Consider the following 11,811-nt stretch of genomic DNA (forward strand, 5'->3'; position numbering starts at 1 on the left):
GCCAATGGCGACCACGGAACTGGAACAACCGGACAATGACGGCTTGAGCGCACGCGCCACGCGCACGCTCAAGGCGGTGCCGCGCATCTGGAACCGGTTCTGGCGCCTCGTTTCGCTCTACATGCCCAAGCGCCTCTACGCGCGCTCGCTGATCATCGTCATCGCGCCGATGATCCTTTTGCAGTCGGTTGTCGCCTTCGATTTCATGGAACGTCACTGGGCAACCGTGACGCAACGCCTGTCGCAGGCAACCGTGCGCGACATCGCCGCCATCATCGACCTGATCGAGACCTACCCGCACGATGCCGACTACGCCAACATCATCCGCATCGCGCAGGACCGCATGCAGCTCAAGGTCGATCTGCTGCCGCCCGATCCGCTGCCGCCGCCCGGTCCAAAACCGTTCTTCTCGATCCTCGACGACGTTCTCTCCGCCGAAATCACCCGTCAGATCAACCGGCCCTTCTGGATCGACACGGTCGGCAATTCCAACATCGTCGAGGTGCGCGTCCAGCTCGAGAACAAGGTGCTGCGCGTCTTCGTGCGGCGCAGCCAGGCCTATGCCTCCAACACTCACATTTTCCTGATCTGGATGGTCGGCACCTCGCTGGTGCTGCTGATGATCGCCATCCCCTTCCTGCGCAACCAGATCCGGCCGATCCTGGCGCTTGCCGAGGCGGCCGAAAGTTTCGGCAAGGGCCGGCCGATGTCGCGCGATTTTCGCCCGCGTGGCGCCGAGGAGGTTCGCCGCGCCGGCTTTGCCTTTATCCAGATGCGCGAGCGCATCGAACGCCAGATCGAACAGCGCACCGCCATGCTGACCGGCGTCAGCCATGACCTCAGGACCATCCTCACCCGGTTCAAGCTCCAGCTTGCGCTGACCGCCGGCAAGCCGGAGACCAAGGCGGCGCTGGACCAGGACATCGACGACATGCAGTCGATGCTGGAAGGCTATCTCGCCTTTGCGCGCGGCGAAGCCACGGAGGACCCGGGACGCTTCGACCTCGATGCCTATTTCCAGAAGCTCGGCGAGGAAGCGGGCTTGCGCAAATGCAAGCTGTCGACGACGCTTTCCGGCGATCCGACCGTGCATGTCCGGCCGAATGCCTTCGCCAGGCTCTTGTCCAACGTCATCGGCAACGCCTTCCGCTATGCCAAGACCGTCGACGTCAATGCCAACCACAGCCGCGGCTTCCTCGTCGTCACCATCGACGACGACGGTCCTGGCATCCCGACCGACCGGCGCGAGGACGTGTTCAAGCCCTTCGTGCGGCTCGACGAGGCCCGCAACCTTGATGCCAGCGGCACCGGGCTCGGCCTGTCGATCGCCCGCGACATCGCCCGCAGCCATGGCGGCGACATCACGCTTGGCGACAGTCCGATGGGTGGCCTGCGCGCCGTGATCAAGGTTCCCGCCTGACGACGCCAGACTAAGGCTGACGGCATTCAAATAGAGCGGGTCGGCAACAGTCCCCTCTTCTTCCACGCCTTTTGTCTTGTCAGAAAGCCGGCTCTCCTTTGCCAAGATCATGGGCCGGTCTTCATCCGCCCGTCATGAAACCATGGTCAAGAGCGCGCATGAAGCGCGCGACCGCACTTGATTCGTCCTTGCCGCCTCACTTCGACCCCGTGCCCGCCAGGGTGCGCTGGAGCGAAGCGAGGGCGGCCGCATGGTCGCCCTTCCGGCATCGTTTCAAGGCAACCGTCGACCTCCGGAGCAAAGGGCCGCCATGCGCATCTTGATGGTCACCGACGCCTGGCGCCCGCAAGTCAACGGCGTCGTCCACACGCTGGAGCGGCTCACCGAGACGCTGAAATCCTTCGACGTCGCGGTCGAATTCCTGACCCCGAACATCTTTCGCACCTTGCCCTTGCCGACCTACCCCGACATCCGCCTGGCGCTGACCACGCCCGGCCATGTCGCGCGCCTGATCGACGGCTACAAGGCCGACCACATCCACATCGTCACCGAGGGCCCGCTCGGCATCATGGCTCGTCGTTATTGCCGCAATGCCGGCCGGCCGTTCACCACCAGCTATCATACCCGCTTTCCCGAATATCTCAGCGCCCGCCTGCCGGTGCCGGAGAGCTGGGCCTATCGCTGGCTGCGCGACTTCCATAATTCCGGCCAGGGCACGCTGGTCGCCACCCAGTCGCTGGCGGATGATCTTTCGGCGCGCGGCTTCAACAAGCTCAGGCCCTGGACGCGCGGCGTCGACACCGACCATTTCCGGCCCGACAAGCGCAGGGATCTCGGCTTCCCCGGCCCGGTTTTCCTCTGCGTCGGCCGCGTCGCCATCGAAAAGAACCTCTCGGCCTTCCTCGATCTCGACCTGCCCGGCAGCAAGGTGATCGTCGGCGAAGGGCCCGAGTTCGCCAAGCTCAAGGCGAAATATCCCAAGGCGCATTTCCTCGGTCATCGTCCCAATGACGAACTGGCCGAAATCTACGCCTCGGCCGATGTCTTCGTCTTCCCCAGCCGCACCGACACTTTCGGCAACGTCATCATCGAGGCGCTGGCCAGCGGCACGCCGGTCGCCGCCTATCCGGTGACCGGACCGATCGACATCGTCGGCGACGGCTTTGGCGGCGCGGTGTCGAACGATTTGCGTGAAGCCGCGCTCGCCGCCCTCAACGTCGACCGCGCCCAGGCCCGCGAACGCGCCATGCGCTACAGCTGGAAGGCTTGCGCGGAAATGTTTCTGGACACCGTGGAGGAAGCGTTGGGCAGGACGCGCAAGCTGGCGGCCTGAGCCGACAGGCCGGCGGGGCGCCAAGGACGAGGCGGTTGGCCTCGGAAAGCCTAGAATAGCCTGCCGCCATCCGGCACTCTGCGCTCGATCGCGCCGAGCACCACCGCACCCTCTTTATCGGGAAAACCGAGCGTCAGCACTTCCGACATGAACGGGCCGATCTGGCGTGGCGGGAAATTGACCACCGCGAACACCTGCCGGCCGATCAAGGTCTCGGGCGTATAATATTTGGTGATCTGCGCCGACGATTTCTTGATGCCGATATCAGGCCCGAAATCGATCCTGAGCTTGAAGGCCGGCTTGCGCGCCTCCGGAAACGGTTCGGCCTCGACGATCGTGCCGGCGCGGATGTCGACACGATCGAAGTCGGCAAAACTGATCTCGGGCTTGCGCTCGCTGCTCGAACTCATCCTTGGTCTTACCCGGATCAGGCGTTGCCGAAGGTCTCGAACAGAACGCCGGCGAGCGCGTCCTTGGCCGAGGTTCCCGACCAGACGACGAACTGGAAAGCCTGGAAATAGCATTCGCAGGCTTCCAGCGCCGAGGACAAGAGCACCTCGACCTGCTGGCTCGAGGGTTCGACCCCGCCGGCGAGCAGCAGCGACTGGCGGAACATGATCGCGCCTTCCTGCTCCCAGAGGTCGAAATGGCCGAACAGCATCTGTTCGTTGATCAGCGACAACAGCCGCATCACTTCCAGCGTGCGGGTTTCCGGCACCTTGATGTCGAAAGCGCAGGCTAGATGCAGCGCCTCGAAATCCTCCATCCACGAGAAGGAGACGTGATAGTCGGTCCAGCTGCCGGCAACCGAGATCGAGATTTCGTCGTCGCCGGCCCTTTCGAAGGACCAGTCATTGTTGTGGGCCACCTGCTCGATCACATCCACCGGATGGATTTCGCGGGAAAATTCGAGTTCGAGAAGTTCCATGGAATGCTTCCTGTGTTCAGGGGGAGCGCCACACGCTCCGCGGGGCACACACGACGAACAATCTTGTCTAGAACTCGGACGGCCAGGACTTTACTTCGCGCCAAGGACTACTTCTCAACGCAAAGACCCCAGACCGAACCCCACCGCCCGGCGGCATGACCCTGCTCCGAATCATGCAACAAATTCAGTCTATTGATCGGGAGTCGCGTGAACAGCCCAATTTTTCGCACTGCGGCATTCGCATGTGGAAAGGTGCCTGTCACAAAGAGTCACGCAATGCCGGTAAGCGATTCACGGCAAAGCGATTTTCAGGCTGGTGCTTTGTGGAAAAGTTTAACGAATTATTTTTTTGGTTTGGGCTTCGCCGGAGCCGCAGGTGTGGCCTGGCCGGTCAGTTCGGCGATCCTGGCCTCGAGCGCTTCGATGCGCTCGGCGAGCCTGCCGTTCTCTTCCCTCGCCTTGGCCGCCATCTCGCGCGCTGCCTCGAATTCCTCGCGCTGGACGACATCCATGGAGTTGAGGATACGCTCCGCCTGGCCCTTGAAGGCCGTCTCCACCTCGCGCCGCACGCCTTGGGCGGCGCCGGCGGCATCGGTCATCAGCTTGGCGAATTCATCGAGAATGCGGTTCGGTCCGGTCGACATGGCAAATCCTCGCTTGCTTGATTTGAGTTAGTGGTGCCACGCGCCGAATGCAAGAACGTTGAGGGTTGGTGCGGCATCAAGTCGATCCACCTCATCAAATCACTGGCAAGCCTGACCAATAACTATTATTATTCCGGAATGTTTTTTGCCGGAGCACCATTATGGCCATTAGCGCAGACTTGGGCGCCCGCCTCGAAGATATCGTCAACCAGCTCGTCAGCACTGGCCGCTACAATTCGAAGAGCGAAGTGCTGCGTGAGGGCGTTCGCCTCGTCGAAGAACGGGAAAAGCGGCTCGCCGCCCTCGATGTGGCCCTCGCAGAAGGCATTGCTGACGCCGATGCCGGCAGGGTCAAGCCTGGCGACGAGGTGCTGGACAGGCTCGAAGCCAAATACAAGGCGATGGCAGAGAAGAACAAGTGAGGCGGCTGGTCTTCACACGTCGGGCTGAAGCGGACCTTGCAGCCATTGGTGACTACATAGCGCTGCATAACCCATTTCGTGCGGTGACATTCATTCAGGAATTGCGCCGCGATTGCAAGGAACTGTGCACAATGCCGGAGAGATATCCGCTCTTCGAGCGGCATCGATCCTCAAGCATTCGTCGGCGCGTCCATGGCAGCTATCTAATTTTCTACCGCGTTGGCACGGAGACCTTGGAGATAGTGCACATCCTGCACGGCGCGATGGATCTTGGAACGATCTCTTTCCCAGACACCTGACGATACGATCTTATCTGATCCACCAGAATCTTCCGACCTGGTCTCGACCCGCTTTGCAAGGACTTTGAGCTACTCCTGCTTAGCGGATGGCGCCAAGTCGCCTATTGTGGCGTTTTCATCACGACGTGCGTCGAGTATGATCAACTCCAGAGGATCAACCAATGGCAACGCCCCCGCGCCGACCGACAAATCCGATGGACGCCGCCGAAGCCGTATTCAAGCCGGTCAAGAAGGCGGCCCCGCCGCCGCCACGCGAACCCTCGGCGGCTCCGAATGTCCGCGAGCTCGTCTCGATCCGGATCGACCGGGCCGTGCTCGAGCATTTCCAGGAAGATGGCCCCGGCTGGCAGGACAGGATCAACGACGCCTTGCGTGAATTGGTGGCCGCCAAGACCAGGGGTTGAGCATCGCTATCCGCGCGATGGAGGGTTGAAGCGATCCTGTTCGCGGGCCATTGACGGCCGTCAGCCTGCCTTGACCCTGCCAAAACCCTGCCGCATGGTCCGCGCCGATCGCAACCGAGAGCTTCCCGTTGAACGAATATTTCCTGCTGCCGCTGGCTTCGCTGCCGTTTCCCAACATCAACCCGATCCTCGTCCAGATCGGGCCGCTGGCGGTGCATTGGTACGGCATCGGTTACATCGTCGGCATCCTGTTTGCCTGGTGGTACGCCAAGCGGCTCGCCGCCAATCCCAAACTCTGGCCCGACGGCGTCCTGCCGATGAAGCCGGAGGATCTCGACGATTTCATCGTCTGGGCCGCCATCGGCGTGGTTCTGGGTGGCCGCACCGGCTATGTCCTGTTCTATGACCTGGCGCGCTACATCGCCCACCCGCTCGACATTTTCGCGGTCTGGCAAGGCGGCATGTCCTTCCATGGCGGCCTGCTCGGCGTCATCCTCGCCATGACGCTTTTCTCCATCAAGCGCGGCATCCGCACCTGGTCGCTGTTCGATGTCGTGGCCGCCGGCGTGCCGGTTGGGCTGGGCCTCGTGCGCGTCGCCAACTTCATCAACTCCGAGCTCTGGGGGCGGCCGAGCGATGTGCCCTGGGCGATCGAATTCCCCAATGGCGGCCCGTTCACCCGCCATCCGAGCCAGCTCTACGAGGCCCTGCTCGAAGGCTTGGTGCTGTTCGTCGTGCTGCGCATCCTCACCCATTCGCGCCTCAAGCTGAAGACGCCGCGCTTCGTTGGCGGCGCCTTCATCTGCGGCTACGGCCTGTCGCGCATCTTCGTCGAATTCTTCCGCGAGCCCGACCAGCAGCTCGGCTATCTCCTCGGCACCAACTGGCTGACCATGGGCATGATCCTGTCGACGCCGATGGTGCTGGCCGGCATCTGGGCGATGGCGACAGCCAAGCCGGTGACGCAAGCGCAGCCGCAGGCGACATGACGCGGCTGAAGGCCCGCATCGTCGACCTGATCGAAGCGGTGGGCCCGATGCCCGTCAACGAATACATGGCACTGTGCCTGTTCGATCCGCGCGACGGCTACTACACGACACGCGAACCGTTCGGCGCGGCCGGCGATTTCATCACCGCGCCGGAGATCAGCCAGATGTTCGGCGAACTCGTCGCCGTCTGGCTCTACCAGGCCTGGCAAGCCATCGGCCTGCCGCTGCCGGTGACCGTCGCCGAGATCGGCCCCGGCCGCGGCACACTGATGAAGGACATGCTGCGCACCCTGTCGCGGCTCGACCCCGCCTTGGCCAATGGCGCCGCCTTCGCCATGGTCGAGACCAGCCCGCGCCTGGCGGACGTCCAGAAGCAGACGCTCGGCGCGACACCCTTTGCCATCTCCTGGCACGAAACCATCGACACGCTGCCGCGGCAGCCGCTGCTGATCGTCGGCAACGAATTGTTCGACGCCGTGCCCATCCGCCAATTCGTCCGCGCCGGCGCCGAATGGCGCGAACGCATGGTCGGCCTGGACGACGCCGACAATCTCTGCTTCTTCGCCGGCGCCGGCTCGCTCGATCCGACGCTCTTGCCCAGGGATGCGGGCGACGCGCCTCAGGGCGCGATCGTCGAAGTCGCGCCCGCCCGCACAGCCCTGATGGCCGCGATCGCCGAGCGCATAGCCAGAGACGGCGGCGGCGGGCTGTTCCTCGACTACGGCCATCTGCTGCCCGGCATAGGCGACACGCTGCAGGCGTTGCGCCGGCACAATCACGAAGATGTGCTGGCCAATCCCGGCGAGGTTGACCTGACGTCCCATGTCGATTTCGCCGCCCTTGCGACTGTCGTGCGCGCGCATGGCCTCGACGCCCATCTGTCGACGCAGGGCAATTTCCTGCTCGGCATGGGCATTCTGGAGCGCGCCGGCCAGCTCGGCGCCAATGCCGGCCAGGCGGCGCGCGATGAGATAGCGGATGCCGTCGAGCGCCTCGCCGGCCCGCAAGCCATGGGCGAACTCTTCAAGGCGCTCGCCGTCGTTCCGCGCGGCACGGCCCTTCGGCCTTTCGCGACGGCGGATTGACTTTTCACCGGAGCCCCTCCCAATCTCCCGTCCGGCAAAAGAGCGCCGGACCGCCGGCCGCTTTTCCTTGACGAAACCGCCCACACGGACAACAACGCCCGCATGCTCAATCAGACCAAACCGGATCCCGTTCGGTCGCCGCTGCTGGACAAGGCGCAGGCGCAAGGCATCCGCCACGGCTATTTCACCCGCATCGGCGGCGTCTCCACGGGCATCTACCAGGGCCTCAACATCGGCACCGGGTCGGATGACGACCAGGCGCTGGTCGCCGAGAACCGGTCCCGCGTCGCCGCCTGGATGGGCGTGCCCGCGAGCCATCTCTTGACCGCCTGGCAGGTCCATTCGCCCGACGTCGTCATCGCCAGGGAACCGTTCGCGGGCGAACGGCCAAAGGCCGACGCCATCGTCACCGACCGGCCCGGCATCGCCATCGGCGCCTCGACCGCCGATTGCGGCCCGGTCCTGTTCGCGGATGCCGGCGCGCGCATCATCGGCGCCGCGCATGCCGGCTGGAAAGGCGCTTTCACGGGCGTGCTGGAAAACACCATTGCCGCCATGGAAAACCTCGGCGCCCGGCGCGAAAACATCGTCGCCGTGCTCGGTCCTTCGATCGGCCCCGACAATTACGAAGTCGGGCCGGAATTTGTCGCCCGCTTCGTCGAGGCCGACTGCGAAAATGCCCGCTATTTCGTGCCTTCGGCACATGCCGGCCATTCGATGTTCGACCTCGCCAGCTACACCATCGACCGTCTGGCCAGAGCCGGCGTCACGGCCGATGGCCTTGGTCGCTGCACCTATGCCGAGGAAGATCTGTTTTACTCCTACCGGCGCACCACGCACCGCAAGGAACCCGATTATGGCCGGCAGGTTTCGGCAATCGTTTTGGAGAGTGAATAATGGCGCTGCATTTTGAACGATCGGAATTCGACGCGCGGCGCGACCGGCTGATGATCGAGATGGCCGAAAAGAAGCTCGACGCCATCCTGCTGTTCGCGCAGGAAAGCATGTACTGGCTGACCGGTTACGACACGTTCGGCTTTTGCTTCTTCCAGTGCCTGGTAGTGAAGGCCGACGGCTCCATGGTGCTTCTGACCCGCTCGGCAGATTTGCGCCAGGCGCGGCACACCTCGATCATCGACAACATCGTGTTGTGGACCGACCGCGACGGCGCCAATCCGGCCGTCGATCTGCGCAACCTGCTCAACGAACTCGACCTGCTCGGCGCCCGCATCGGCGTCGAATACGACACGCACGGCCTGACCGCATACAATGGCCGCCGCTTGGACGAGCAATTGCAGACCTTCGGCCAGATCGCCGATGCCTCCGGCATCGTCGGGCGGCTGCGCCTGTTCAAGAGCCCGGCCGAGGTAGCCAAGGCGGAAAAGGCCGCCAATCTCTCCGACGACGCGCTGGACGCGGCCCTGCCGCTGATCAAGCAGGGCGGCGACGAGGCGCTCATCCTGGCCGCCATGCAAGGCGCGATCTTTGCCGGCGGCGGCGATTATCCGGCCAACGAGTTCATCATCGGCTCCGGCGTCGATGCGCTGCTGTGCCGCTACAAGGCCGGCCGCCGCAAGCTCACCAAGAACGACCAGCTGACACTCGAATGGGCCGGCGTCTTCCACCATTACCATGCGCCGATGATGCGCACGGTGCTGACCGGCAAGGTCTCCAAGCGCCATCAGGAGCTGTTCGACGCCGCGCGCGCCGCACTTCTTTCCGTCGAAAAGGCAATGACGCCGGGCAACAGCTTCGGCGACGTGTTCGACGCCCACGCCCGCACCATGGAGGCGCACGGCCTGACCAAGCACCGGCTGAACGCCTGCGGCTATTCGGTCGGCGCCCGCTTCACGCCGTCCTGGATGGACATGCCGATGTTCTACCAGGGCAATCCCGAGCCGATCGCGCCGAACATGACGCTGTTCGCCCACATGATCATCATGGATTCGGAGACCGAGACGGCGATGACGCTTGGCCGCACCTACCTGACCACCGAATCCCAGCCGAAGGCGCTGTCCCGCCATGATCTCGACTTGATCGTGCAGTGAATCCATAATGGGAGGCGTTCTTCGCCAAGGAGTTAGAAGGCAAATGAGACGATCGCATGTGACGACCGTGTCATTGCTTGTGGCATTGGCTCTGGCTGCCTGCACCAACGCAAAGGACGTTCTCGAACCTTCCGCCATTACCCCGCCGGCGGCTTCGGCACAGCCCGCACCGGCCGCGCAAGGCAGCGCCACAGTCACCGTTCCCGCCCCAGCGCCATCGACGGCCGCTTCGACCGCCACGACGACGGCGCCCGTCACCTCCGCCCAGGCCGCCGCCATCCTGTCGAAGACCCGGCTGCAGATCGCGCCGATCGTCGGCGCTTCGGTGGAAGCCGCCACGCCGCTGACGGCGGAACTGCAGACACGCGCCAAGCAGCGCGGCATCACGCTGGCCGGCAGCCAGGATCAGACCGCGACCCATGTGCTCAAGGGCTATTTCTCGGCGATGTCGGAGGGCAAGGACACCACCGTCATCTATGTCTGGGACGTCTATGACCCCTCCGGCAACCGGCTGCACCGCATCAACGGCCAGATGAAGGCGCCTTCGACCGGTTCCGGCGACAGCACGGGCGCCGACAGCTGGAAGTCGGTATCGCCGGCCACCATGCAGGCGATCGCTGACCAGACCATCGACCAGTTTGCCGCCTTTCTCAGCGGCAAGGCGAGTTGAGGTGTTGCCCGCCGCCGAACAGCTTTCTTGACCTTAGCCGGCGGATTCCCGATCTCGGCGCTTGCAATACCAGCGCGGGCCGCTAAAAGCCCGGTTAACAGGCGCAGGAGAGTCCGCCAGGCCTCTCCGTCCTCCACCAGGAACGGTGCATGAAACTCTTCGCGGGCAATTCCAACAGGGTGCTGGCCGAAGCGGTCGCCCGCTATCTCAACATCCCGCTGGGCAAGGCCAGTGTCAGGCGCTTCGCCGACCAGGAAATCTTCGTCGAAATCCAGGAGAACGTGCGCGGCGAGGATGTCTTCATCCTGCAGTCGACCTCGTTCCCGACCAACGATCATTTGATGGAACTGCTCATCATGATCGATGCCTTCATGCGCTCCTCGGCCAAGCGCATCACGGCGGTTATCCCCTATTTCGGCTATGCCAGGCAGGACCGCCGCGCTTCCGGGCGCACGCCGATCTCGGCCAAGCTGGTCGCCAACATGATCACCCGCGCCGGCGTCGACCGCGTTTTGACGCTGGATCTCCATGCCGGCCAGATCCAGGGTTTCTTCGACATACCGACCGACAATCTGTTCTCGGTGCCGGTGATGGCCCGCGACGTGAAGGCGAAATACAAGCAGCTCGGCAATGTCGTGGTCGTGTCGCCCGACATTGGCGGCGTGGTCCGCGCCCGTGCGCTGGCCAAGCGCTTCGACGCGCAGCTCGCCATCGTCGACAAGCGCCGCGAGCGCCCGGGCGAATCGGAAGTCATGAACATCATCGGCGCGGTCGCTGGCAAGGACTGCCTTTTGATCGACGACATCGTCGATTCCGGCGGCACGCTGTGCAACGCCGCCGAAGCGCTCCTGGCCAATGGCGCCACCAGCGTCACCGCCTATATCACCCACGGCGTGCTGTCGGGGGGTGCTGTTGCCCGTATCAGCGGCTCGAAGCTGCAGGAACTGGTGATCACCGATTCCATCCAGCCGACGCAAGGCGTGCTCGACGCGCCCAACATCCGCGTCATCTCGATCGCCGACCTGATGGGCGAAGCCATCTCGCGCACGGCGACCGAGGAATCGGTGTCGAGCCTGTTCGACTAAAAGGCGGTTGCAGAGCCCGAGTGGATGAGAAGCGAAATTGGACCGCTGTCGTTCAAATTCTACTTTTCGGCTTTGACTAGTTTTCAGTACTTTGTGGGCAAAATTGGCGGCATGTTGAATGCTGCAAATCATCCGGCGACCTCCCGAATTGCGCTTGGCCTTTTATACGTTCTGATATTTTCGGGCTTTGCCCTCGTGGCATTCGGCGTGTCGATAGCGCACTGGATAACCGCTATTATAGGCCTGAAATCCATGCTTGGGTGTCTTATGGCCTACATCGGTGTCATGTGCGGCTTGGTCTGGGCCATTAACAAAATAAATGCAGCTCTCCCAACATTGGACATTCCGCCTGCCAGCAACCTTCTGGGGCAGGCTTGGGGCATCGAAGAAACGGTGACCCATGATGTGGCAAGCCTGACTTCTGTCGAGAAGTCGCAGCTCAGCCAGGACTTTCACCAGGACAAGGCTCAACCAAAATAGGCGA

15 protein-coding genes are annotated in these 11,811 nt (G+C 63.2%); 12 read left to right on the forward strand and 3 right to left on the reverse strand.

Going from position 1 to position 11,811, the window contains the following annotated elements:
• The first annotated feature begins 4 nt into the window (after nt 1-4).
• Entirely contained in the window at nt 5-1,420 is a 1,416-nt protein-coding gene (locus LB569_RS26785) for an ATP-binding protein (protein ID WP_224694737.1), read from the forward strand.
• A 310-nt stretch (nt 1,421-1,730) separates the two neighbouring features.
• Nucleotides 1,731-2,753, forward strand: coding sequence for a glycosyltransferase family 4 protein (locus LB569_RS26790; protein WP_224538776.1), 1,023 nt, complete (start codon nt 1,731-1,733; stop codon nt 2,751-2,753).
• A 50-nt stretch (nt 2,754-2,803) separates the two neighbouring features.
• Here the strand turns inward: LB569_RS26790 and LB569_RS26795 are convergent, their stop codons facing one another.
• From LB569_RS26795 to LB569_RS26805, 3 genes are all read right to left on the reverse strand, one after another.
• Entirely contained in the window at nt 2,804-3,163 is a 360-nt protein-coding gene (locus LB569_RS26795; RefSeq protein ID WP_224694738.1) for a tRNA-binding protein, read from the reverse strand.
• A 17-nt stretch (nt 3,164-3,180) separates the two neighbouring features.
• Nucleotides 3,181-3,681, reverse strand: a complete 501-nt coding sequence (locus LB569_RS26800) for a YbjN domain-containing protein (RefSeq protein ID WP_027143347.1) — start codon at nt 3,679-3,681, stop codon at nt 3,181-3,183.
• A gap of 341 nt (nt 3,682-4,022) precedes the next feature.
• Nucleotides 4,023-4,325 carry an accessory factor UbiK family protein gene (locus tag LB569_RS26805; RefSeq protein WP_127280606.1) on the reverse strand — a complete coding sequence of 101 codons (303 nt, stop codon included), beginning with the start codon at nt 4,323-4,325 and terminating at the stop codon, nt 4,023-4,025.
• Between the two features lie 161 nt (nt 4,326-4,486).
• On the opposite strand from LB569_RS26805, the gene LB569_RS26810 reads away from it, so the two are divergent.
• The 10 genes from LB569_RS26810 (at nt 4,487) to LB569_RS26855 (ending at nt 11,807) form a co-directional block, all read left to right on the forward strand.
• Nucleotides 4,487-4,747 carry a type II toxin-antitoxin system ParD family antitoxin gene (locus LB569_RS26810; protein WP_224538780.1) on the forward strand — a complete coding sequence of 87 codons (261 nt, stop codon included), beginning with the start codon at nt 4,487-4,489 and terminating at the stop codon, nt 4,745-4,747.
• Entirely contained in the window at nt 4,744-5,046 is a 303-nt protein-coding gene (locus LB569_RS26815) for a type II toxin-antitoxin system RelE/ParE family toxin (RefSeq protein WP_318013143.1), read from the forward strand. Before LB569_RS26810 ends, LB569_RS26815 begins: the two co-directional genes overlap by 4 nt.
• A gap of 161 nt (nt 5,047-5,207) precedes the next feature.
• Nucleotides 5,208-5,450 carry a BrnA antitoxin family protein gene (locus tag LB569_RS26820; RefSeq protein WP_224694739.1) on the forward strand — a complete coding sequence of 81 codons (243 nt, stop codon included), beginning with the start codon at nt 5,208-5,210 and terminating at the stop codon, nt 5,448-5,450.
• A 128-nt stretch (nt 5,451-5,578) separates the two neighbouring features.
• A complete protein-coding gene (gene lgt / locus LB569_RS26825) occupies nt 5,579-6,439 on the forward strand; it encodes a prolipoprotein diacylglyceryl transferase (protein WP_224694740.1) in 861 nt (286 codons plus the stop codon).
• A complete protein-coding gene (locus tag LB569_RS26830) occupies nt 6,436-7,524 on the forward strand; it encodes a class I SAM-dependent methyltransferase (RefSeq protein WP_224694741.1) in 1,089 nt (362 codons plus the stop codon). Before lgt ends, LB569_RS26830 begins: the two co-directional genes overlap by 4 nt.
• A gap of 102 nt (nt 7,525-7,626) precedes the next feature.
• Nucleotides 7,627-8,421 (forward strand): peptidoglycan editing factor PgeF, encoded by a 795-nt coding sequence (gene pgeF / locus LB569_RS26835; protein ID WP_224694742.1) that lies wholly within the window; start codon nt 7,627-7,629, stop codon nt 8,419-8,421.
• On the forward strand, nt 8,421-9,572 hold the full coding sequence (locus LB569_RS26840) for a M24 family metallopeptidase (RefSeq protein ID WP_140704826.1): 1,152 nt from the start codon (nt 8,421-8,423) through the stop codon (nt 9,570-9,572). Before pgeF ends, LB569_RS26840 begins: the two co-directional genes overlap by 1 nt.
• A 43-nt stretch (nt 9,573-9,615) precedes the next feature.
• The gene (locus LB569_RS26845; RefSeq protein ID WP_224694743.1) at nt 9,616-10,242 is read left to right on the forward strand and encodes a hypothetical protein; all 627 of its coding nucleotides are present in this window, start codon (nt 9,616-9,618) and stop codon (nt 10,240-10,242) included.
• Nucleotides 10,243-10,391: 149 nt separating this feature from the next.
• Nucleotides 10,392-11,327, forward strand: coding sequence for a ribose-phosphate pyrophosphokinase (locus LB569_RS26850; RefSeq protein ID WP_140704822.1), 936 nt, complete (start codon nt 10,392-10,394; stop codon nt 11,325-11,327).
• A 24-nt stretch (nt 11,328-11,351) separates the two neighbouring features.
• A complete protein-coding gene (locus LB569_RS26855) occupies nt 11,352-11,807 on the forward strand; it encodes a hypothetical protein (protein ID WP_224694744.1) in 456 nt (151 codons plus the stop codon).
• Nucleotides 11,808-11,811 lie beyond the last annotated feature (4 nt).

The organism is Mesorhizobium sp. BH1-1-4 (genome assembly GCF_020165665.1).
GTDB lineage: Bacteria > Pseudomonadota > Alphaproteobacteria > Rhizobiales > Rhizobiaceae > Mesorhizobium.